The 21,006-nt window shown below is 58.8% G+C and carries 29 protein-coding genes and 1 tRNA gene; 11 read left to right on the forward strand and 19 right to left on the reverse strand.

Going from position 1 to position 21,006, the window contains the following annotated elements; all coding sequences use genetic code 11:
* The first annotated feature begins 298 nt into the window (after positions 1 to 298).
* The 9 genes from thrS to B2J77_RS08830 all read left to right on the forward strand — a co-directional run bounded on the left by thrS (position 299) and on the right by B2J77_RS08830 (position 7,787).
* Positions 299 to 2,221: a threonine--tRNA ligase gene (thrS, locus tag B2J77_RS08790; protein ID WP_058637781.1), complete on the forward strand. Its 1,923-nt coding sequence runs from the start codon at positions 299 to 301 to the stop codon at positions 2,219 to 2,221.
* Entirely contained in the window at positions 2,221 to 2,772 is a 552-nt protein-coding gene (gene infC, locus B2J77_RS08795) for a translation initiation factor IF-3 (RefSeq protein ID WP_178091251.1), read from the forward strand. The genes thrS and infC overlap by 1 nt, the downstream gene beginning before the upstream one ends.
* 62 nt (positions 2,773 to 2,834) lie before the next feature.
* A complete protein-coding gene (rpmI, locus tag B2J77_RS08800) occupies positions 2,835 to 3,029 on the forward strand; it encodes a 50S ribosomal protein L35 (protein ID WP_003250667.1) in 195 nt (64 codons plus the stop codon).
* Positions 3,030 to 3,056: 27 nt separating this feature from the next.
* The gene (rplT, locus tag B2J77_RS08805) at positions 3,057 to 3,413 is read left to right on the forward strand and encodes a 50S ribosomal protein L20 (protein ID WP_003250671.1); all 357 of its coding nucleotides are present in this window, start codon (positions 3,057 to 3,059) and stop codon (positions 3,411 to 3,413) included.
* Positions 3,414 to 3,522: 109 nt separating this feature from the next.
* Entirely contained in the window at positions 3,523 to 4,539 is a 1,017-nt protein-coding gene (gene pheS / locus B2J77_RS08810; RefSeq protein ID WP_058603341.1) for a phenylalanine--tRNA ligase subunit alpha, read from the forward strand.
* Positions 4,540 to 4,572: 33 nt separating this feature from the next.
* Positions 4,573 to 6,954 (forward strand): phenylalanine--tRNA ligase subunit beta, encoded by a 2,382-nt coding sequence (gene pheT / locus B2J77_RS08815; RefSeq protein WP_078478398.1) that lies wholly within the window; start codon positions 4,573 to 4,575, stop codon positions 6,952 to 6,954.
* Positions 6,955 to 6,958: 4 nt separating this feature from the next.
* Complete coding sequence (gene ihfA, locus B2J77_RS08820; RefSeq protein ID WP_003250679.1) at positions 6,959 to 7,261, forward strand: integration host factor subunit alpha; 303 nt, start codon at positions 6,959 to 6,961, stop codon at positions 7,259 to 7,261.
* Positions 7,242 to 7,598, forward strand: coding sequence for a MerR family transcriptional regulator (locus B2J77_RS08825; protein WP_003250681.1), 357 nt, complete (start codon positions 7,242 to 7,244; stop codon positions 7,596 to 7,598). Before ihfA ends, B2J77_RS08825 begins: the two co-directional genes overlap by 20 nt.
* Positions 7,599 to 7,710: 112 nt before the next feature.
* Positions 7,711 to 7,787 (forward strand) — tRNA-Pro (locus tag B2J77_RS08830).
* Positions 7,788 to 7,856: 69 nt separating this feature from the next.
* Here the strand turns inward: B2J77_RS08830 and B2J77_RS08835 are convergent.
* The 10 genes from B2J77_RS08835 to B2J77_RS08875 all read right to left on the reverse strand — a co-directional run bounded on the left by B2J77_RS08835 (position 7,857) and on the right by B2J77_RS08875 (position 13,467).
* Positions 7,857 to 9,020, reverse strand: a complete 1,164-nt coding sequence (locus B2J77_RS08835; RefSeq protein ID WP_228385185.1) for a tyrosine-type recombinase/integrase — start codon at positions 9,018 to 9,020, stop codon at positions 7,857 to 7,859.
* Positions 8,906 to 9,307 (reverse strand): hypothetical protein, encoded by a 402-nt coding sequence (locus tag B2J77_RS21615; protein WP_228385170.1) that lies wholly within the window; start codon positions 9,305 to 9,307, stop codon positions 8,906 to 8,908. Before B2J77_RS21615 ends, B2J77_RS08835 begins: the two co-directional genes overlap by 115 nt.
* A gap of 37 nt (positions 9,308 to 9,344) precedes the next feature.
* Positions 9,345 to 9,725 carry a hypothetical protein gene (locus B2J77_RS08840; RefSeq protein WP_228385171.1) on the reverse strand — a complete coding sequence of 127 codons (381 nt, stop codon included), beginning with the start codon at positions 9,723 to 9,725 and terminating at the stop codon, positions 9,345 to 9,347.
* A gap of 52 nt (positions 9,726 to 9,777) precedes the next feature.
* Positions 9,778 to 9,969: a hypothetical protein gene (locus B2J77_RS08845; RefSeq protein WP_078478400.1), complete on the reverse strand. Its 192-nt coding sequence runs from the start codon at positions 9,967 to 9,969 to the stop codon at positions 9,778 to 9,780.
* 46 nt (positions 9,970 to 10,015) lie between these two features.
* Positions 10,016 to 10,279, reverse strand: a complete 264-nt coding sequence (locus tag B2J77_RS08850) for a hypothetical protein (protein WP_078478401.1) — start codon at positions 10,277 to 10,279, stop codon at positions 10,016 to 10,018.
* Positions 10,276 to 10,569 carry a hypothetical protein gene (locus tag B2J77_RS08855; protein ID WP_078478402.1) on the reverse strand — a complete coding sequence of 98 codons (294 nt, stop codon included), beginning with the start codon at positions 10,567 to 10,569 and terminating at the stop codon, positions 10,276 to 10,278. The genes B2J77_RS08850 and B2J77_RS08855 overlap by 4 nt, the downstream gene beginning before the upstream one ends.
* On the reverse strand, positions 10,566 to 11,075 hold the full coding sequence (locus B2J77_RS21620; RefSeq protein ID WP_228385172.1) for a hypothetical protein: 510 nt from the start codon (positions 11,073 to 11,075) through the stop codon (positions 10,566 to 10,568). Before B2J77_RS21620 ends, B2J77_RS08855 begins: the two co-directional genes overlap by 4 nt.
* Before the next feature lie 50 nt (positions 11,076 to 11,125).
* Positions 11,126 to 11,335, reverse strand: a complete 210-nt coding sequence (locus tag B2J77_RS08865) for a hypothetical protein (protein ID WP_153302494.1) — start codon at positions 11,333 to 11,335, stop codon at positions 11,126 to 11,128.
* 84 nt (positions 11,336 to 11,419) lie between these two features.
* Positions 11,420 to 12,064, reverse strand: a complete 645-nt coding sequence (locus B2J77_RS08870; RefSeq protein ID WP_078478404.1) for a hypothetical protein — start codon at positions 12,062 to 12,064, stop codon at positions 11,420 to 11,422.
* Positions 12,065 to 12,072: 8 nt separating this feature from the next.
* Positions 12,073 to 13,467: a DNA cytosine methyltransferase gene (locus B2J77_RS08875; RefSeq protein ID WP_416231897.1), complete on the reverse strand. Its 1,395-nt coding sequence runs from the start codon at positions 13,465 to 13,467 to the stop codon at positions 12,073 to 12,075.
* 328 nt (positions 13,468 to 13,795) lie between these two features.
* Here B2J77_RS08875 and B2J77_RS08880 point away from each other — a divergent pair, with 328 nt between their 5' ends.
* Positions 13,796 to 14,845 carry a putative phage abortive infection protein gene (locus B2J77_RS08880; protein ID WP_194286100.1) on the forward strand — a complete coding sequence of 350 codons (1,050 nt, stop codon included), beginning with the start codon at positions 13,796 to 13,798 and terminating at the stop codon, positions 14,843 to 14,845.
* Here the strand turns inward: B2J77_RS08880 and B2J77_RS08885 are convergent.
* The 9 genes from B2J77_RS08885 to B2J77_RS21310 all read right to left on the reverse strand — a co-directional run bounded on the left by B2J77_RS08885 (position 14,842) and on the right by B2J77_RS21310 (position 20,198).
* The gene (locus tag B2J77_RS08885) at positions 14,842 to 15,375 is read right to left on the reverse strand and encodes a hypothetical protein (RefSeq protein WP_078478406.1); all 534 of its coding nucleotides are present in this window, start codon (positions 15,373 to 15,375) and stop codon (positions 14,842 to 14,844) included. The genes B2J77_RS08880 and B2J77_RS08885 overlap by 4 nt on opposite strands.
* Before the next feature lie 389 nt (positions 15,376 to 15,764).
* On the reverse strand, positions 15,765 to 16,277 hold the full coding sequence (locus tag B2J77_RS08895; protein WP_078478408.1) for a hypothetical protein: 513 nt from the start codon (positions 16,275 to 16,277) through the stop codon (positions 15,765 to 15,767).
* A gap of 250 nt (positions 16,278 to 16,527) precedes the next feature.
* On the reverse strand, positions 16,528 to 17,034 hold the full coding sequence (locus B2J77_RS08905) for a hypothetical protein (protein ID WP_078478410.1): 507 nt from the start codon (positions 17,032 to 17,034) through the stop codon (positions 16,528 to 16,530).
* The gene (locus B2J77_RS08910; RefSeq protein ID WP_078478411.1) at positions 17,031 to 17,858 is read right to left on the reverse strand and encodes a hypothetical protein; all 828 of its coding nucleotides are present in this window, start codon (positions 17,856 to 17,858) and stop codon (positions 17,031 to 17,033) included. Before B2J77_RS08910 ends, B2J77_RS08905 begins: the two co-directional genes overlap by 4 nt.
* Positions 17,855 to 18,667 carry a PD-(D/E)XK nuclease-like domain-containing protein gene (locus B2J77_RS08915; protein WP_078478412.1) on the reverse strand — a complete coding sequence of 271 codons (813 nt, stop codon included), beginning with the start codon at positions 18,665 to 18,667 and terminating at the stop codon, positions 17,855 to 17,857. The genes B2J77_RS08910 and B2J77_RS08915 overlap by 4 nt, the downstream gene beginning before the upstream one ends.
* A 149-nt stretch (positions 18,668 to 18,816) precedes the next feature.
* The gene (locus B2J77_RS21475; protein ID WP_165919235.1) at positions 18,817 to 18,987 is read right to left on the reverse strand and encodes a hypothetical protein; all 171 of its coding nucleotides are present in this window, start codon (positions 18,985 to 18,987) and stop codon (positions 18,817 to 18,819) included.
* A complete protein-coding gene (locus tag B2J77_RS08920; protein ID WP_078478413.1) occupies positions 18,984 to 19,178 on the reverse strand; it encodes a hypothetical protein in 195 nt (64 codons plus the stop codon). Before B2J77_RS08920 ends, B2J77_RS21475 begins: the two co-directional genes overlap by 4 nt.
* A complete protein-coding gene (locus tag B2J77_RS08925; protein WP_078478414.1) occupies positions 19,175 to 19,597 on the reverse strand; it encodes a hypothetical protein in 423 nt (140 codons plus the stop codon). Before B2J77_RS08925 ends, B2J77_RS08920 begins: the two co-directional genes overlap by 4 nt.
* A gap of 457 nt (positions 19,598 to 20,054) precedes the next feature.
* Complete coding sequence (locus B2J77_RS21310; RefSeq protein WP_153302495.1) at positions 20,055 to 20,198, reverse strand: hypothetical protein; 144 nt, start codon at positions 20,196 to 20,198, stop codon at positions 20,055 to 20,057.
* 457 nt (positions 20,199 to 20,655) lie between these two features.
* Between B2J77_RS21310 and B2J77_RS08935 the strand changes: the two genes are divergently transcribed.
* A complete protein-coding gene (locus tag B2J77_RS08935) occupies positions 20,656 to 20,964 on the forward strand; it encodes a DUF1654 domain-containing protein (RefSeq protein WP_078478416.1) in 309 nt (102 codons plus the stop codon).
* Positions 20,965 to 21,006 lie beyond the last annotated feature (42 nt).

Genomic DNA, 21,006 nt, shown 5'->3' on the forward strand with positions numbered 1-21,006 from the left:
AGTTGTTTCCACACGTCTGATAGGGAAGCTGTCGCGGAAGTTCACCATCAGTGGCAATTTCCAAATATTCCTGCGCGCGGCTCTGACTGCGTGCTAGCATGCCCGGCTTGCAGCTGAGAACGTCCCCGCTGCAGTTCTATTTTCTTTCCAGTCACTCTGGTTCGTCCCCGCAAGCCCAAAGGCTTCTGCCACTGTGAGGCAGGCTTCCCGTCAACGGAAGGCAGGTTCGGATCTTGTACTGGCTCATCCCAACCCACGTGACCTTTGGTAGGGGTCACCACTAGGAGAGGAGGCGCCAATGCCCACCATTACTCTTCCCGATGGCAGCCAACGTTCGTTCGATCACCCCGTGTCCGTTGCCGAGGTCGCCGCATCCATCGGCGCCGGTCTGGCCAAGGCCACCGTTGCCGGCAAGGTAGATGGCAAGCTGGTCGACGCCTGCGACCTGATCCTGAACGACGCTACCCTGCAGATCATCACCCCCAAAGATGAAGAGGGACTGGAGATCATTCGTCACTCGTGCGCCCACCTGGTTGGCCATGCGGTGAAGCAGCTGTATCCGACCGCCAAGATGGTGATCGGCCCGGTGATCGACGAAGGCTTCTACTACGACATCGCTTACGAGCGGCCCTTCACGCCGGATGACCTGGCGGCCATCGAGAAGCGCATGCAGCAGCTGATCGATACTGACTACGACGTCATCAAGAAAATGACCCCGCGCGCCGAAGTCATCGACGTGTTTACTGCCCGTGGCGAAGACTACAAGCTGCGCCTGGTCGAGGACATGCCAAACGAACAGGCCATGGGCCTGTACTACCACGAGGAATACGTGGACATGTGCCGCGGCCCGCACGTGCCCAACACCCGCTTCCTCAAGGCATTCAAGCTGACCAAGCTGTCCGGCGCCTACTGGCGCGGCGATGCCAAGAACGAACAGTTGCAGCGGGTATACGGCACCGCCTGGGCTGACAAGAAGCAGCTGGCGGCCTACATCCAGCGCATCGAAGAAGCCGAGAAGCGCGACCATCGCAAGATCGGTAAGCAACTCGACCTGTTCCATCTGCAGGAAGAAGCACCGGGCATGGTGTTCTGGCATGCCAATGGCTGGACTGTCTACCAAGTGCTCGAGCAGTACATGCGTAATGTTCAGCGCGAGAACGGTTATCAGGAAATCAAGACTCCGCAAGTGGTCGACCGTATCCTGTGGGAGCGTTCCGGCCACTGGTCCAACTACGCCGAGAACATGTTCACCACCTCGTCCGAGAGCCGTGACTACGCGGTCAAGCCGATGAACTGTCCGTGCCACGTGCAGGTCTTCAACCAGGGGCTCAAGAGCTACCGCGACCTGCCGCTGCGTCTGGCCGAGTTTGGCGCATGCCACCGCAATGAGCCGTCTGGTGCATTGCACGGCATCATGCGTGTGCGTGGCTTCGTACAGGACGATGCCCACATTTTCTGCACCGAAGAACAGGTGAAGAAAGAAGCCGCCGACTTCATCAGGCTGACTCTGGACGTTTACAAGGACTTTGGCTTCAGCGACATCGCCATGAAGCTGTCTACTCGTCCGGCCAAGCGCGTTGGCTCTGAAGAGCTGTGGGACCGTGCCGAGGGAGCGTTGGCCGATGCCCTGAATGAATCTGGCCTGGAGTGGGAATACCAGCCAGGGGAGGGCGCTTTCTACGGGCCGAAGATCGAGTTCACCCTGCGTGACTGCCTTGGCCGTAACTGGCAGTGCGGCACCCTGCAGTACGACCCGAACCTGCCGGAGCGCCTGGACGCCAGCTACATTGCCGAAGACAACAGCCGCGTGCGCCCGGTCATGCTGCACCGCGCCATTTTGGGTTCGTTCGAGCGCTTCATCGGCATGCTGATCGAGCACTACGCCGGCGTATTCCCTGCCTGGCTGGCGCCAACGCAGGCGGTGATTATGAATATCACCGACAAACAGGCCGATTTCGCCCTTGAGGTTGAGAAAACTCTGAATGGTAGCGGTTTCCGTGCCAAGTCGGACTTGAGAAATGAGAAGATCGGCTTTAAAATCCGTGAGCATACTTTGCTCAAGGTCCCGTACCTTTTGGTTATAGGGGACCGCGAAGTCGAAACGCAGACCGTAGCAGTGCGTACTCGCGAAGGCGCTGACCTGGGCTCCATGCCCGTCGCCCAGTTCGCTGAGCTCCTGACGCAAGCGGTTTCCCGGCGTGGTCGCCAAACAACGGAGTAATGACTATTAAGCGTGAAATGAGAAATGATAAACGTGCTGTACCGAAGGCCCCGATCAACGAGAATATCTCGGCCCGCGAGGTTCGGTTAATTGGCGCAGACGGCGAGCAGGTTGGCATCGTCTCGATTGATGAAGCGCTTCGTATCGCTGAAGAAGCGAAGCTGGATCTGGTGGAAATCTCTGCAGACGCGGTTCCACCCGTCTGCAAGGTGATGGACTACGGCAAGCACCTCTTCGAGAAGAAGAAGCAGGCCAACGAAGCCAAGAAAAACCAGAAACAGATCCAGATTAAAGAAATCAAGTTTCGTCCAGGGACGGAAGAAGGGGATTACCAGGTAAAACTACGCAACCTGGTACGTTTCCTTACCGAAGGGGACAAGGCCAAGATCTCTCTGAGATTCCGTGGTCGTGAGATGGCCCACCAGGAGCTGGGCATGGAGCTGTTGAAGCGGGTTGAAGCTGACCTGATCGAATACGGTTCCGTCGAGCAGCATCCTAAGATGGAAGGACGCCAGCTTATGATGGTCATCGCCCCCAAAAAGAAGAAATAATCTCCCGGGCACGGCAGGCCTGATGATTATTGTGTAATTTTTATCGAATGCGGAGTTCCAACATGCCAAAAATGAAAACCAAGAGCGGTGCTGCGAAGCGCTTCCTGAAGACCGCTTCGGGCTTCAAGCACAAGCACGCTTTCAAGAGCCACATCCTGACCAAAATGTCGACCAAGCGTAAGCGTCAACTGCGCGGTGCCAGCTTGCTGCACCCGTCCGACGTGGCAAAAGTCGAGCGCATGCTGCGCGTACGTTAATTCTGGTTAAGATAGAGGAAGTTACTCATGGCTCGTGTTAAGCGTGGCGTCATCGCTCGTAAGCGTCACAAGAAAATTCTGAAACTGGCTAAAGGTTACTACGGTGCACGCTCGCGCGTATTCCGTGTTGCCAAGCAAGCGGTCATCAAGGCAGGCCAATACGCCTACCGCGACCGTCGCCAGAAGAAGCGTCAGTTCCGCGCACTGTGGATCGCTCGTATCAACGCCGGTGCCCGCACCAACGGTCTGTCCTACAGCCGTTTGATTGCTGGCCTGAAAAAGGCTTCGATCGAAATCGACCGTAAGGTTCTGGCCGATCTGGCAGTGAACGAAAAAGCGGCGTTTGCTGCGATTGTCGAGAAAGCTAAAGCCGTTCTGGCTTAAGTACCCGCGACAATCACCCGGCGACGCCTGCGTCGCCGGGCATTGAACGTCATCGATAGGGGAAGAGCCTTCAAAGCTCTTCCCCTATTTTCGTATCTGGAGTCTGTACATGGAAAACCTGGATGCGCTGGTCTCCCAAGCCCTGGAGGCCGTGGAGCGCGCTGAAGACATCAATGCCCTGGAACAGATCCGGGTCAACTATCTCGGCAAGAAGGGCGAGCTGACCCAGGTGATGAAGACCCTGGGCAACCTGCCAGCCGAGGAGCGGCCCAAAGTGGGCGCGCTGATCAATGACGCCAAAGAGCGCGTCACCGTTGTGCTGAACGCACGCAAGGCAGCTTTTGAAGAAGCCGAGCTCAGCGCTCGTCTGGCTGCCGAATGCATTGATGTGACCCTGCCAGGCCGCGGCCAGGCCACCGGTGGCCTGCACCCCATCACCCGTACACTCGAACGCATCGAACAGTTCTTCACGCACATTGGCTACGGCATTGCCGAAGGCCCTGAAGTCGAAGACGACTATCACAACTTCGAAGCGCTCAACATCCCCGGCCACCATCCGGCCCGGGCGATGCACGATACCTTCTACTTCAATGCCAACATGTTGCTGCGTACCCACACCTCGCCGGTGCAGGTGCGGACCATGGAGTCGACCCAGCCACCTATTCGCATTGTCTGTCCTGGCCGCGTCTACCGCTGCGATTCGGATATCACCCACTCGCCGATGTTCCACCAGGTCGAAGGCCTGCTGATCGACCGTGGCATCAATTTCGCCGACCTCAAGGGCACCATCGAAGAATTCCTGCGCGTGTTCTTCGAAAAAGAACTGGCGGTGCGTTTCCGTCCATCGTTCTTCCCCTTCACCGAGCCGTCTGCCGAAGTGGATATCCAGTGCGTCATGTGCTCGGGCAATGGCTGCCGCGTGTGCAAGCAGACCGGCTGGCTGGAAGTAATGGGCTGCGGCATGGTGCACCCGAACGTGTTGCGCATGTCGGGCATTGATCCTGAGCAATTCCAGGGCTTCGCCTTCGGCATGGGTGCCGAGCGCCTGGCCATGCTGCGTTATGGCGTCAACGATCTGCGTTTGTTCTTCGACAACGACCTGCGGTTCTTAGCCCAATTCCGCTAAGCCAATCGACGCAACCTTCAGGAGAAGAACAGCATGAAATTCAGTGAACAGTGGCTGCGCGGTTGGGTAAACCCGCAAGTCTCCCGTGACGAACTGGTGGCCCGCCTGTCCATGGCCGGCCTGGAAGTCGACAGCGTGACCCCCGCTGCCGGCCAGTTCAGCGGTATTGTGGTGGGTGAAATCCTTGCCACTGAACAACACCCAGACGCCGACAAGCTGCGTGTGTGCCAGGTCAGCAATGGTCAGGAAACGTTCCAGGTCGTTTGCGGCGCGCCTAACGCACGGCCAGGGATCAAGATCCCCTTCGCCATGATCGGCGCCGAACTGCCTGGTGACTTCAAGATCAAGAAGGCCAAGCTGCGCGGTGTGGAGTCATTCGGCATGCTCTGCTCGGCGGCCGAACTGCAGATCAGTGAAGAAAACGATGGCCTGCTCGAACTGGCCAGCGATGCACCGGTAGGCGAAGACATTCGCCAGTACCTGAGCCTGGATGATGCCAGCATCGAAATCGGGCTTACGCCCAACCGGGGTGATTGCCTGTCGATCGCCGGCCTGGCCCGCGACGTCAGCGCGCTGTACGACGTGCCGGTCACCCGCCCGCTGGTGCCAGCCGTGGCTGCCGCGCACGACGAAGTGCGCCCAGTCGAGGTCCATGCGCCGGCAGCTTGCCCACGCTACCTGGGGCGGGTCATCCGCAATGTCGACCTGAGCAAGCCGACGCCGCTGTGGATGGTCGAGCGTCTGCGCCGCAGCGACGTGCGCAGCATCGACGCTGCCGTAGACATCACTAACTACGTGATGCTCGAACTCGGCCAGCCGATGCACGCCTTTGACTTGGCAGAGATCAACGGCGGCATTCGCGTACGCATGGCCGAGGAAGGCGAGAAGCTCGTGCTGCTCGACGGCCAGGAAGTTGCACTGCGTGCCGACACCCTGGTCATTGCCGACCACACCCGCGCCCTGGCCATCGCCGGCGTCATGGGCGGCGAGCACAGCGGCGTCGACACCGCTAAAACCCGTGATCTGTTCCTGGAAAGCGCTTTCTTCGAGCCGATTTCCGTTGCAGGCAAGGCCCGCTCCTACGGCCTGCACACCGACGCCTCGCACCGTTATGAGCGCGGCGTCGATTCCCAGTTGGCCCGCGAGGCCATGGAGCGCGCGACCGCATTGCTGCTGGAAGTGGTAGGCGGTGAAGCCGGCCCTATCGTTGAAGCCGTCAGCGAGCAACACTTGCCCCGCATTGCCCCAGTTACCCTGCGTGCCGATCGCATCGCCCAGATGCTTGGCATGGAAATGGACCCGTCCCAGGTCGAGCAGTTGCTCAACAACCTTGGTCTGGCTACCCAGGCAGACGGAGCAGGGCAGTGGACGGTCAACGTTCCGAGCCACCGCTTCGATATCAGCCTCGAAGTCGACCTGATCGAAGAGCTCGCGCGTCTGTACGGTTACAACAACCTGCCCGTGCGCTACCCGCAAGCGCGCCTGGCGCCGCAAGCACGCCCGGAAACCCGTGGCGAGCTGCCAAACCTGCGTCGTCTGCTGGTTGCTCGTGGTTACCAGGAGGCCATTACCTACAGCTTCATCGATCCGAAACTGTTCGAGCTGTTCAGCCCAGGCGTAGAGCCACTGTTGCTGGCCAACCCTATCTCCAGCGACATGGCGGCCATGCGTGCCTCTCTGTGGCCGGGCCTGGTCAAGGCATTGCAGCACAACCTCAATCGCCAGCAGGACCGCGTGCGCTTGTTCGAAAGTGGCCTACGTTTCGTCGGCCAACTGGGCGACTTGGCACAGGAACCGATGATTGCCGGCGTCGTTACAGGCAGCCGCTTGCCTGAAGGATGGGCCAACGGCCGCGACCCTATCGACTTCTTCGACGTGAAGGCCGATGTGGAAGCCCTGTTGGGTTATTCCGGTGCGTTGGGCGACTTCACCTTCGTCGCTGGCAAGCATCCAGCCTTGCACCCTGGTCAGACCGCCGAAATCCAGCGTGAAGGTAAGACCGTTGGCTATCTGGGCGCGCTTCATCCAGAGCTTGCAAAAGTCCTGGACCTGGACCGCCCGGTCTTCGTTTTCGAGCTGGTGCTGGCCGATGTGGTCGAAGGCCGATTGCCGAAATTCAGCGAGTTGTCCAAGTTCCCGGAAACCCGTCGTGACCTGGCGTTGATCGCAGGTCGTGATGTAGCGTCTCAAGACGTGCTTGACGTAATTCGTGACAATGCAGGCGAATGGCTCACAGACCTCAGGCTGTTTGATGTCTACCAGGGTAAAGGCATTGATCCTGATAGAAAAAGCCTGGCAGTCGGCTTGACCTGGCAGCATCCATCGCGCACTCTTAACGACGATGAGGTGAACACTACCTTGCACACTATCCTCACCTCGCTCGAACAAAGGTTGAACACCACGTTAAGGAAATAACGGCATGGGTGCTCTGACGAAAGCTGAGATGGCCGAGAGGCTGTACGAGGAGCTGGGGCTTAACAAGCGTGAGGCCAAGGAGCTGGTCGAGCTGTTTTTCGAAGAAATTCGGCACGCACTTGAAGAGAACGAGCAGGTCAAGTTGTCCGGTTTCGGCAACTTCGACCTTCGCGATAAACGCCAGCGGCCGGGCCGCAACCCCAAGACTGGGGAAGAAATCCCGATCACCGCACGGCGCGTCGTCACCTTTCGTCCAGGGCAGAAGTTGAAGGCCCGGGTTGAGGCCTATGCTGGAACCAAGCCATAACGACGAACTGCCCCCCATACCGGGCAAACGGTACTTCACCATTGGTGAGGTCAGCGAACTTTGCGCTGTAAAACCGCACGTGTTGCGGTATTGGGAGCAGGAGTTCGATCAGCTCAATCCTGTGAAGCGGCGGGGCAACCGGCGGTATTACCAGCGCCAAGACGTGCTGATGATCCGCCAGATTCGCGCCCTGCTTTACGACCAGGGCTTCACCATTGGCGGGGCGAGGTTGCGGCTTTCCAGTGATGAGGCCAAGGATGAGTCGAGCCAGTACAAACAGCTGATTCGTCAGATGATTGTCGAGTTGGAAGATGTGTTGGTGGTGCTGAAGAAGTGACCGTTGTTTAGGATGAGTGGAAATTTTTGAAAAAAAGCTTCCATTAATCAAAAGGTTAGGGTATATTCTTCATCGTTCTCAGCGGTAACGAGAACATGCTTCAAAGCCCAGTCGGGGCGTAGCGCAGCCCGGTAGCGCACTTGCATGGGGTGCAAGGGGTCGAGTGTTCGAATCACTCCGTCCCGACCATTATATTCAATGACTTAGCCACCTTCGGGTGGCTTTTTCATTTCTGCATGTGGGGAGATTTTCGGGACATCATCCGATTTTCCTCTTCAAGATCGTCAACACAGGGCCTCTAGAGTCCGTTGTTGATACCATGTTCGCAGCCTCAATCAGCTTGCCCAGCTCTGCACCGGAGTAATGACTGGTGATGCTGCCGTTCTTGTGCCCGAGCAGTGATTTCCGATCTTCCTCAGTAACGCCTGCTGCCCGCAGCCGTCGACCGAAGGTGTGCTTCAAATCGTGAATCCTGATCGAGGCATATCCAGGGTGAGCGGGGCGAAGGTTTTCCTCCTGCCAGAGTTTCGCCGCTCTCACCCGTGCCTTCTTCCATGCCGAATCGTTCATCCTGTGCATCGCGGTGCCGTTGTATGGGAATACCCATTCCTTGCTGATCCCGCGCTGCCTTTCAATGATCGACTTGGCCACGTTGTTCAGCACCACCAGGCGCTCGTCGCCATTCTTTACGCCCGATCGGGCGTGTCTCCCGCCGAAGTCAGCGGGGATCAGGAAAACACTGCTTCCCAGTTCCGGCACCGATATCTCCCAATCCCACCTCAGCTTGCACACTTCTTGCTCCCGGCAGCCTGTGTTTACCTTGAACAGGGCCATCGTTTGCAGGTGGCCCGGTAACTCGTTGAAGAGGATCGATTGCTCTTCCCACGACATGGGGTAGGGCTTGCGGCTCGACTTCTTCTCTTCGAGCTTCCTCAGCATGGGCACACTGTCCAGCCATGGCCGGCGATCCTCGTCTCGCCACTTCCTGGCGCAGAGCGTCAAAACCCGCACAGCGCGCTCGATGGCGATGTTGATCGTTCGATTGCTCACGGCCTTTTCGATCGTGCCGTCATCTCGGACCTTCTCTGTCTGCCGGTCCTTGATGAACGGCTCCAGTGCCTGGTCGTCAATATGCGTAAGCGGCAGGTGGCCCAGGTACGGGTGAAGCTGCTTCATGCACAAGGCGGTCAGGTGTATCGAGGGCTGATCCTTGACCTCAAGGAGGTAGCGCATCGCTGCCTCCTCCCAAGTGCGCACTTGCCGAACGCCGTATACCTTCCTTTGACGCAGCTGCTCGAGCTTGTGAATCAGGTACTGCTCTGCTTCTTCCCGGTCACCAGTTCCAGTACTCTCTCGAATTCGCTCCCCTTTGTAGACTTTGTCGATTTGCCAGACACCGCCCTTCTCATAGAGGCCGGTGATCGTTTTTCGCGCCATGTATCATCTCCTCGGCGCTCGCTGCGGGGCCGATTGTTGTCCTGTCCGGTGGCTTTTTCAATTGCCTTGGCTTCGATGTAGGCATCTGCCCACTCGTCGAGCTCCTGGCGGTCGAAGGCCACGCCCTGTTTGCCAATCGGAAACTCGCGCACGTTCGGCCTGACCGTTTTGTTGAATTCATCCCGGCACATGCCGAGGTACCCAGGCGCATCGCCGAACCGGATGAACCGCGGCTGAATGCTTGAGGGCTTCGCTGCTGTGGCATTAGCCATGTGTGTCTCCACGCCGCCGGTGGCGGCAGGTTGGTGGTCAGGGCTTGGCCGGGAACCACTCGGTTTCGTACTCGAACTGGCTGACCAGCTCGACTGACATATGAGGAACCTCTCGCTCGAAGCGAAGCGTTCCATAGTGGTGTTCAGTGAACCGCTGCGCCTCCTTGATGAATCGCTCTTTGAAGATGCGCAGCAGGTGATCGGCCGCCTTCTCGAAGTCTTCCTCGCGGTAATTGCCTTCGGCGAGACCGCCGCGGCAGACCCGCCACACGCAGCGTTTCGGCTGGGCCTCGGCCGCCTGGATCTTCAGGGCTATCTGGTCGCGGGCGTAGCGCAGCTGATCCAGGGTCAGGGTTTCCACCCACTGGTCAGTGCCGATCCGCATGGTGTGGCCGTGCTCGCACTTTATTTCGGGCATGGGGTCATCCTCGCCCGCGCATGTCGGCGGGCTTGAGTAGTAGGGGGATGGGTTACTCGCTGTACTGCTTGCGGATTCGGCGGGCGATGGCTCGAAGCTCCCAGTCCATCTCGAACATGTCATTGTTGTCTCTGCGCGAGACGACCGGAGAGCGGGTGACGTTTCGGCCGCCAAGGATCCAAGCGGCCAGCAGGATCAATGCCGATTCGAACTGGCGCCGGAGCCAGCCTTTGCGCGGGATCATCGCGGCCCCCTGTAGATCAGGTAGGCCATGTACATCAGGGGCAGGATCATAGAAGGTGTGCTCCTGCTTCAAGAAGGCCGTCGCGGTCCTCAGTCACTCGTGCGAGAGAGCTGGTGAGGTGCTCGATTTCCAGAATGAGGTTGAGCACCACCGCAGGCTGAGCAGCCACCACAAAGGCGGCATCCGGCACGTTCACGAAGGTGGCCAGCGATTTGCTCTGATCCGCCACCGGGCAAACCTGATTGCCGTCTCGCTCCCACTCGCCCTTGGTGGCTGCGCGGGCCAACTGCTTGAGTCGTTCTTTGTTCACAGCTCATACCTCTCATCAATCCAGCGGCCAGGCGCCATAGCGGGTGTAGGTTCGGGTTGGGTTTCGTGCGGGGAGAGCTGGCGCTCGCTGCCGGCCTGCAGTTGGCTGTCGGGGATGCAGCTGATGCCGCCAGGACCGCCGTCGAAGTACACGTAGCAGGTCACCCCTCGCTGGTCATCGTGAACTCTGTTCACACCCGTTTTTATGTTGGTGGATTTCTCGATTTGTACTGATTGGGCTGCGCTGGCGCCGGTGGCCAGCAGCAGGAGGCAGAGGGCGAGGCGGGTCATTTGCGCAGGCCCTCGTCCGGGTCCAGCCCGTAACGCCGACACAGCGCTTGGGCTACGCCTGAGCCGCAGACAAAGGCGTCCATCATGAGTACCCAGCGCGGGGTCTTTTGCCTGCTTGTTCCGCTGACGCACCGAACCGCAGTACCGATGAGGTCATCTTCCGTGTATTCGCAACCCGCCAGGGTGATGGTCCGGCTCTGGCCCTTGAGCCGTTCAATTTCCGCCTGAAGCTCGGCAACTTGGCCGTGTTCGCATTCGTCGCTTCGGTCGTCGATCAGCTTCAGCCCGACCATTTCGTCGTCGCGCCAACCACCGTAATCGTGGTCGTACCGCTCGCAACAGAAGCCTTCGTCGCCGTCGCGGGTCGGGATCGTGTAGCTGTCGAAAGGACCACCATAGGTCGGCACCATCCCGCCATCTGGGTGCTCGATCCACATGAAGAACTTGCGGCCTGTTATCGGGCATTCGTCCGGGCACCACCGTGCCGCCGTTTGTGCGCTGGGCATACGGATTCCTTGGCCGCCATATCGCGGCAGTGAATAGAGGTGAGAGGGAGTTACTTGACCGGCCAGCCGAGCGGCATGCCGTCCTTGCGAACCAAGTGCGCTGGCAGTTCTTCCTGCATGCACATCGGCTTGGTGTAAGGCCTTCCGCACGCATGGCAGCCGCTCGGCATCCCACGACAGACGGCGTGCAAAACAGGGAAGCCGCTGTTGCAGCGGTCTTCTTCCTTGTTGTATTCGGAGCAGGGGTCATTTTCAGACATGTGTTCGCCCTTGCCGCCCACAGAGCAGCGCCAGTGAATAGAGGGGAGAGGGGTTACAGCGGGGTGGAGTACAGATGTGCTCTATCAGGCTTTCATCGTTTCGCTGGCCGCTTCGAGTTCGGCGGTGGCTCGCTGGCGCCAATCTGCGCCATGTTTCAGGTAGTGCCCGAGAAGCCAGTGGATCACGACGGCCTGCTCATCCTCGGACTTAGGGGCGATGGTGATCCCCATGACCCTAAGTGCCTTGGCGACGTGGTGGCAGGTGAAATTTGGGCGCCCGAGAATTTCGCGAAGATCGCTGGTCAGCTCTGGAATTATTGGGGCACTCCGTTCGGCCAGCTTGGCGTGCAGCTCCGAGTTCTCAGCCCGAATACATTCATCCTGGATCGCTGCGTCATCGTGCATCGTCAGTGCCAGCTGCAGCTCTGCGATCTCCAGCTGGAGCTGATCAATGTCGGCACTTTCGGTCATCGGCCCCAGCCCAACAATCGGCAGCCCAGTCTCCGCCGCATCCCTCTCTGCCTCTTCTTTGGTCCACCAGAAGGCAGTACCAACCATCCAGGCTATTGGCTCGGGGTGGGGCTGCGGGGCTGCCCGGTCCAGAGCGGCTTGAACTTCAGTCGACTGCTGGAACATCTGCGCTTTCGAGAAGCGCTCCTGCCAGGCCTGCAGCTTGTCGCGCGGTACGCTGACCATCTCGGTGTTGCTGGATCGGTTTTCTGTGGGCATGGGATACCTCAAGCTGAGCGTTCGAGTTGTTGTTGAAGGCGTTGGCCGATCCAGCGCACGACTGGGACGGCCTTACTGTTGCCAATGGCCTTGTAGCGTGGGCCGTCCGGGCACAAGCCTGCGACGCGCCCGCGATAGGGGATCAGGGTGTAGTCATCAGGGAATCCCTGAAGCCGTTCGCACTCGCGCGGAGTCAACCTGCGCACGGCTGACCCTGTAAGCACGTTGCGCTCTTGAGATCGACCTCCGTCGCCAGGTGCGGTGAGCGCGTAGGCGATGTCTCCGCCGACCTCCAAAGATCGACCGCCTTCTCGCCCTCTTTCTTGGAAAGCGATGCAGGGCAGACCTTGGCCTGGCTTGCCGCCGCCTGTTGATAGCGCGCCCACTAATTCGCCGTCACCGCCCTCCAAGCGGACCTCGCTTCGGCTGTTCTCGGCGAATGCGAGCACTGCATTCTCCTGGCGGCTGTTCCTCCCGAGTGCGAATGCCTGGTCGGTAAGGGTGCAAGGATCTTGCGTGCCGGTTACGACCAACATTCCGCTCTCCGCATCCTGCTGGGTAGCGCTGCCAGCCGCTTTGCCGTTGGCTTGTAGAGTTCCGCTTACAACGAAGGCCTCAGATTCAAAATCCATCCTTCCGCTCGCGCTTGCGCAAGCATTGCGCGCTGGCGCTACATCAATAGGGCCGGCGGTGTTGTTGCCGCCAAAGACGGTCAGTCGTCCATCTGCTGCGTCGTTCTCGTCGACGCCTCCAGTGCTTGCTGTAACTGTCCCGGCAAGGTCTTGCCCCTCGCCTCGGCGCGGCGGAGTATCCCGGCGCACGCCTTCGCGCTCAAAAAGTACTTCGAGTGGATCGAACCCTGCTCGAGCACTTGCGACAACGAACACACGACGGCGTCGTTGGGCCAGGCCGAAATATTGGGCATCCAGAATCCGCCATGCGACTGTTCGCGTGGGTCCATACACACAACCAGCGTCCTTCCATTTACCCCCTGGCGGTTGGAGTTCTTCGGATTCGCCCACCAGGGCACCGAGGAAGCAGCCAAACGCGTTGCCTTTGTCGGATAGGACGCCTGGGACGTTTTCCCAGAGACAGGTGGCCTCGGGCTGGCCGCGCTTTGTTCGAACATGGTCAATTGCATCGAGCAGCTCCACGTATTTGATGGTGAGGGCGCCGCGGGGATCGGCGAGGCCTTCGCGCATACCGGCCACGCTGAACGCCTGACAGGGTGTGCCGCCGACCAGGACATCGGGCGCCTGGATCTTGCCGGACAGCACCATGGCTGCCAGGCGGGTCATGTCGCCGTGGTTCGGCGTTTTCGGGTACCGGTAGGCCAATAACGCGCATGGAAAAGGCTCGATCTCGGCGTACCATTTTCGGCACTCCAGCCGAGCGGATGCCAAGCCTCGGTCGCAGCTTCAATGCCGCTGCAGACGCTTCCATACCTAATATTCATAAAGGTAACCTTAGAGAGTATCTTTGTTATACTTGTACTGCTAAAGGTGTAAGTGAGAAAAACTAATATGGACTACGAAAAGCTTCTCAAAATCTCTCCTTCCCACGTGTTGGTGGTGCGGGGCAGTAAGATAGAACAGCGAAAAGGACTGGACACAGATGTTTATATAGTGGACGAACTCGCCGCAGACCGGACTGTTGTGGCGAGTTATGAAATTAGAGAGAGCATGTCGATCTACCCTCCATTCAAAAGAAGCACTGTGTGGAAGCGAATTGATGGATAATAAGTTCGAAGCTTCAGGTGAGGTTAGATCGGTTGTTGTTCCCCTTTGGCTGCAGATGATGATTGCACTTGTCGCATTTTCTGCCATAGCTATGTTGATAAAGTATCTTTCGACTTTTGGCGTGCAGACCTCAAAGTCGCAAGAGGTCTGGGGGCAGTTTGGGGATTTTTTTGGGGGTATACTTAATCCGCTTTTGAGTAGTCTTACACTAGCTGCTGTGTTGGTTACGTTACGATTGCAGGCCAAAGAGCTAAGAGCTGCTCAGCTCGAGAGCCAGCGTGCGAATGAGCACCTAGAGAAGCAAGCGAACTACATCAGGACTCAGAATTTTGAGTCAGTCTTCTTTAGGCTACTTGATGTTCATATGAGCGCAAAAGCCAACGTCACCGTGGGTGAAATGTCGGGCAAGGCTGCATTCGAGCACCTGAAACGTGTCACATTTCCTGTTCTTCATGAGGTCAACAATCGCCAGAGAACTGCGGGTCTCGATGACAGAGCAGAGTGGTTAAATGATATTGGTCATGAAATTCGACGGTGCACAGGTGATTCACTGAATGTGTATTGTCGCGGTATGTATCAGCTTTTGAAATATGTGGATACCTATGAGGGGTTTTACTCTGAGGGCAGCGTCACTCAGGTAATTGAAAGTGAATTCAAGGAGCTCACTCCTAGCCAAAAGTTTCAGCAAAGGCGTGAGCAAGATAGGGCTTACAGGCCGATCTATTATGCGAAGCGCCAGTATGTGAACATGCTTCGAGCACAGTTAACTTCGCTAGAATTGACCGTGCTTTACTTGGTCTGCTTGACTGAGGAGTGTAGGGAATTAAAAAATCTTGCAGAAAAATACTCGCTTTTCAAAGGTGTACACTCATCTCAGCTTAAGCCGGGTTTCGGTAACGAATTCTATAGTTATCTGGCATTTGCTGATTATGAAGAGGTAAGTATCCGTGATGTTCGGATGCTTGATGCGTTGGGTGAGCGACTTTCAAGTAACAAGAAAAGATTCAAAAAGTCGTCGCCGCGGGCTCACGCGGCGACCTAAAACTCTTGTCTCAGGGCTTGCTGCACCGTCGCGATGATGCGGCAGAGGTGAGCCCAGTCAGGATTCGGCTCTCCGGCGTCAGGCGGCAAGATCCACCATTCGTCACCGAACACCCGGTGCATGAACTCGCGGTGGGCGCCTCCGCACTCATCGAGCGAGCTGGTGTGGCGCACATCTTCGGCCTCGTCGAGCAGGCTCCGGGCGTCTTCTGCGTCTAGGTCACGGTTACGCCGCATTTGCACGATCACCTTCCGCGCTTTGTCGGCCAGCGCTTCAGCGCTGAACCGGCGAGAGCTCAGCGAGCGGTCGAAGTAGCCGATGATGTAGGCATCATGCAGCTTGCAGAAGAACTGGCCGATGGTCAGGCCATCCCACATGCCGCCCCAGTAGGCGTGCCAGGTCTTGTCGAAGCAGCTGACGGTGATCTTGCCCTTGCAGGGTTCGAAGTCTTCGAGGTAGACGCTGATCGGGTCCAGGCCATCGGCGCCGGTTATCAGCAGCTTGGTGACGGTCGATGTCTCGACGTTCATGGCTTTCTCCATGCATGCGCCGCCCTCCGTGGCCGGGGCGACGCGAGTTGAATAAGGGCAGGTCGACGCGTAATATCGCCGACAAGGAATGCATCGAGTTTTGATGATGCATCAAGAGCACGGGCTAACAGCTCGTATGAAAGGATTGTTCTTCAGCGGTTTAAACGTCGCGTCGGCCCTAGTGACATTGATGGGAAACCCATGGCTTGGTGGTGAATCCCTAATCAGCAGCATTGATCTAGGAGTACTGATGATGATTACGATTGCAGCATTTGGGTGGGGCGGGGCGGCGCTGGGAGCGATCGATGTCCAATTGCGAAGAACGGGACGAGTAATACAGCTGCCGGACAGTTCCGCAGGGGGTTAAACTCCTCCCGCTCCCACCAATTTCAACTTGGTGTGATGACCTCATCACCCGGTTCTTTCTGAATCATCAGCATGCTCTTCCGATCAAAGGCCAGGGCCAGGCGTGGCGAGATGCTGATTACGTGCCGAGGCGGGGTGAGAAACTTCGCCGCGTGCAGTCTGCCCAGAGCGTGGATGCCGTGGATGAGCGCTTCCATCATCTGGCTGTAGGTGGCGTCGGCCCAGCCGCAGATGGCGCGTAGGTGCTGACCGGTTAGCTTCCTGGCTGACAGCCTCAGGCTTTCCGTGCGCGCCACATTCCGGTGAGCTTCGATTTCGTGGCGCGCGATCCTGAACAGCGCGTGATGCCCAAGCGCCTCGATGTGATGAATCATCAGCGTCAGCGCCTCGCCCTGTTCCTCGATCCCGGCCCACTCCATCAGCTCCAGCAGGGCCTGTTTAGTCCCTGGTCGAACCTTCAAACGCAGGTCTTCTTCCTGCAGGCGCTCGGCTTTCTCTCGTCGGCGCTTGTCGCGTTCTTGCGGCGTCATCGCCATACGGCAACTCCTTCAATCCGCTGGGCGGTAGGTTGAACTGCTCACGCCGCCTGTGCAGCTGGAGCGATCGGATGATTCTTCGGTTCATCGGTAAGCTCTATATCGCAGTCGTGCCAGCCCCCAAGCCACCAGGCGCTGTCGACTGTCATTTCGGGGTATGGCTGGGAGGCTCGGCATCGGCCAGCGGCTCGGGCGGTGCGGCCCTGGTAGTACGGAAGGGGGAAGACTTGCTTTCTCCTGCGTTGCATAGCTACCTCCTGGGTCGTTTACGTGGGAAGTCGATGTCGAACTTCTCAACGATGCGATTCAAGGTGGAATGGCCGATCTCGAGCTTGAGGACGGCGGCGTACCTCGACACTCCAACATCACGAAGTGCCCGAATGCGCTCGGCCAGCCTGGCATCGCGATCCTTAGTTTCTGGCGTTTCCGTGTGCTTGCCACGATTGCCTGGAAGGAACTTGAAGCCGTAGCGCTTGGCCATGTCCCACAGTGATGACTGGGACACATTCAGCTCTAGACTGGCCTCTCGGCAGGTCATGGTTTCGGCCATCTTCGCCACCATATCTGCGCGGGCCATGGCCATTTCCTGGCGCGTGCCGTTCTGGACGGGCGGTGGGCCTTTGCGTTTCTTGCGGCATGGTTCGGGGTGCTTGCGTTGCGGCAGCGGCTGGTAGGTGAAGCCCTCCAGCACGACGAGCTGGCCGCCAGACGCGAAGAAGGCCGCTTTTGCGGCCTCCAGGTCGATTGATGGGTTCACCCTTCACTCCTTTGCGCCTCGGTGAGGGCGGCGTTGAGGTCTGCGGTTTGGCTTTCGGCCGGTTTGATCGAGAAGAAGTCGCCAACAGCAGCCTGACCATTCTTGATGCTGTTGAACACGCTGCGCAAAGTGGCGATTTCCTCGGGCAGGATCTCGTCCAGGCTCTTGTTGAGGTAGGCGCGCAAGTGCTTCTCTGTTACGCCTTGCTGGGCGAATGCGTCGACCAGCGCGCGTACACGGTCGGCGAGCGGAAGACTGGTATCGCCAGCCAGAGTCTTGCGGCACTGCAATACCGCCGCCTCGACCAGATCCGGGGGCAGGATGGCTAGCAGGCGCGCCCGCAGTCGACGCCCGCCCATGTTGGCGGTGATCTCGTAGATGTCGCGCTCTTCAGTCAGGGCCTGACCTCCGCCGCGCTTGTCACGGATGTGGCGAACAGTGAATTTCTGCGACGAGTAAGTGTTCGTCTCCAGGTCCCAGGCATAGGCCTCCATCTCACTGTTGCCTTGCTGGCGGCTCAGCTCGCGGATGCCGTACTCGATGTTGCCCCAGCACCTGGCCAGCTCTTCGGCAAGGCGGATAGAAGGGCCAGATACGGTTTGTCCGCCCCGCGGGTAGGCGTACTCGCCGGAAGCTGCCAGGCTTGGCCGGCTGCACGAGTTCATGATCTTGCTGTAGGCCAGAGCCTCATCACGCGGGAATCGCTTGGCCAGCAGGAGCTTGCCCTGGGCTTCGGTGACGGCCCGGCTCTGTTCGATGTTCACCGTGCCGTGGTTGACGTGCTCCGCCATGCCACGTGGGGCGAATGGGTTTACCTCTGTCATAGCTTGTCCTTCGCCCAGTAGGGCAGCGTGAGGGTTTCGATGGCCGGCCACTCGTTGTGTCGAAGGCAGTCGGCGTAGACTTCGATGTTGCGGTGATACTCGGTTCGGCCTGCGGCCTTGGCTTCGAAGTCCATAGTGAACAGGCGAACCGGGTACTTGCCGCATTCAATGCTGGTGCTCACGACCAGGAACACGAACGCGGCCGGCGCCTCGCCAAAGTGCGCTGCGTAGCCGTCGCTGTAGTAGCTGTCCTGAACGTGGTAGCGGTAGTCGTAGAAAGACCGGGCGAACTTGCTCATGTCGGCGGTCGTCTTGAGGTCCAGAATCCATCCAAGGCGCTCGATGGTCTTGTCTGGTCGGCAGCGGCACAGCACGCCCTCTCGATCGTCGTTCCAGTAGATGCTGGCCTCGGCGTCGCCCTGTGTCTCGAGCAGGAACCTGGCATGCGGGTGAGCCATGACGCTTTCGCGGATCAGGCCAATCTTCCTGCCGTCCTCTGCCGACAGGACGGTCTGGCCGGAGAGCGTGGATTCGAACTCTTCCCACTTTTCCTTGCCGGCCTTCGTGTTTCGCGGCGCATCAGCGGGCCCAACTGCGTACTCGGCAGCGTACCGTTCCGGCTCAAGCAGCAGGGCATGCACTGCGTCGCCCAGGTCCAGCGCCTTCTTCTTCTCGGGATCTTCCGGCGCCGCCTTGCTCCACTGGAACAAGGCCGGGGCCTTGGCGATCAGGTCTAGCTGCGACTTGGACACGCCTTCGCCGCCGTGGTACGCCTCATTGCTGAGGTCACGGTAATAGCCGGGTTGCATAGTGACTCCCGCGCCAGGGCGGCGCTGATGTGTTGGTTACGGAGCGATGTGTCCAGCCAGAGCGCTGGCCAGCATGAAGGCCGTGCAGGCGAAGAGGGCAGAGAAGGAGCCGCGCCAGATGACCAGGCGGCGAGCCCGCTGGTAGCGGGTCACTGGGCCGGCCTCACGGCTATCTGTCCGGCTTTGAGCGCAGCGACGATTTCTGGCCGCAGCTGCTGCACCGGAAGGTCGCGCGGCACGCCTGCGCCGATAATCGCCAGGCTTCGCTCGATCTGCTCGAGCTGTTCATCAATCAAGGACTTAACCGGTGCAGTGCTCATGCAGCCTCCTTGCGGCCATCAACAATCTTGTTGAGTCGCCCGCAGTAGTGGTTGAACTCTTCGATGGTGATGCGGCCGTCGGCCAGCATCTCGGTCAAAAGCTTGAGCACCATGGCCTGCCACTCGTTAGGGGTGGAGGGATCAGCCATTGCTTCAAGCTCTTGGTCTATCAGCACATGGGGGCTTTTCACTCTGCCTCCTCAGCCTGGGCCATCAGCCCATCCTTCACAAATGGCTGGAGGAGGGTGCGCGCTATCTCGCGCAGCACCGTGTCGGTGTTAGGTACCGCCATCAGCTCATCAGCCGCGCTCCGCGCCTCGCTGCCGATCTTGAAGTGGGCAGCCAGGACCAGCCTGCCCAGTACCGACTTGCTCGCACCCTGCAGCCCGAGCTGGCCCATGGCGAACTCGTCCACGGCCTCAGCAAACCGCTCCTGCGTAACGCCCTGCTTTGGGCGCATACGGCGCTGGAACACGTAGTCCGCGCCACGCATCAGCTGGTCGATGCCTTCCTCGACCCAGTGGCGCTCTACGCGCTCCTGCGGCGTTTCACTCACCTCAGGAGGCATGCGGTTGTCGTACTCAAACTGTGCTGCTCGAAGTGCTTGCATATTCGCCTCCAGGGCGTTGATGCGGCCGCATTGGCCAGACGCCAGGCGCGGGTGACCAAACCCACCGTGAAAGGTGGCCTGGTGCCTGCCAATGCGGTCGATGTGAAGGGAAGGGGTGATGCAGATGCCGGGCGCTACCCCGGCAGCTGGCTTGGCGTGGACCCATCCAGCGGCGCAATTCGTTTACCCTCAGAGCGAGGGCAGGGACGTCCACAGGTGCTTCGGTAACCGCGCCCTGAGCTGGGCGCTTCTCTGCATCGGGGTGTGATCTGACCGGCTCGGCGCCGGGGTCATTCTTTCGACTGAGCTTTACCTGGCCGCCGCTGGTGCTACCCCGGCAAACGGCTGACGGGCTGACCACTTCCAGTTGTGCGCAAGCCTGCGCATTCAGATCACACCCCGATGCAGCCTGCGATGGGGAGCAGGGCATCGGACCGTCTTTCCGGCTGTCAGGGAATCAGTGGAAGACGACAGCTACGAAAGGCGCCCCATCCCAGGTTTCGATCAAAGGTCGATAGTCGCAACCCTGCATCATCGCCACCGACATCAGCACCACATCACCCATCATGGGAACTCGCACGCTAACCAGTACTTTGCGCATCGTCTTGTCCTCCAGGGCGGTTGATTTCCCGTCTGGCCCTGTCGCCAAGGCCAGCCAGTGAAATCTGTTCTCTCTCAGGCCCCGGTCGCTCACCCGGTATCGCGCTTCCTGCATCTGTCGAGGCATGCGCGCCGCTTGGATGCCGCTCTATTGCGGCACACCTGATCGCACCAGAGCCCTGCGGGGATGGTGGCCTGCTATGCCTGCAGGCTCGGCGGTCTTGGTTGTTAAAGAGCGATCGGCTTGAGAGCCTCTGCAGTCCCTGGTTGGTAACTGCTTGAGTTGAAATTTAGCCCGGCGCTAAAGTTTCGTCAATAGCTCTGAGCTAAATTATTTTCGCTGGACGCAAAATTACCTCCCGCCCGAGAATTTTCCGACAGGGCTTTACCTATGATTTAGCAGTGAGATAAGCTCTCCAAAATCACTGTACGAATATACAGCTATCAGGGAGGGAAGAATGTCCAAGAAAAAGTCAGCGCCTCAGGAACGCCAAGAAATGACCGGCCTAGAGCGTCTCAGCCTGCGCGTGTCGTCGATGATCAATCACCCGTTAGCGCAGACGCAGCGCTGGGTGAATATTCACCGGCTCGATACGGATGGGGAGGCAGAGTGGGAGGAGGTGATGGGGCTGTTGGTCGAAACGCCAGAGCTGGATCTGACTTTCAACGACGATGAGAGCGTGACAGTTAGGTGGGAGCCGGTACCTATTGAGGATCTACCTATTGAGGCCGAGCACGAACCAGAAGAGGAACCTGCACCTTTCTGATGGAACAAAAAGCCCGGCGATTGGCCGGGCACTTGATCAGGC

The sequence above is a fragment of the Pseudomonas parafulva genome (genome assembly GCF_002021815.1).
Classification (GTDB): domain Bacteria; phylum Pseudomonadota; class Gammaproteobacteria; order Pseudomonadales; family Pseudomonadaceae; genus Aquipseudomonas; species Aquipseudomonas parafulva_B.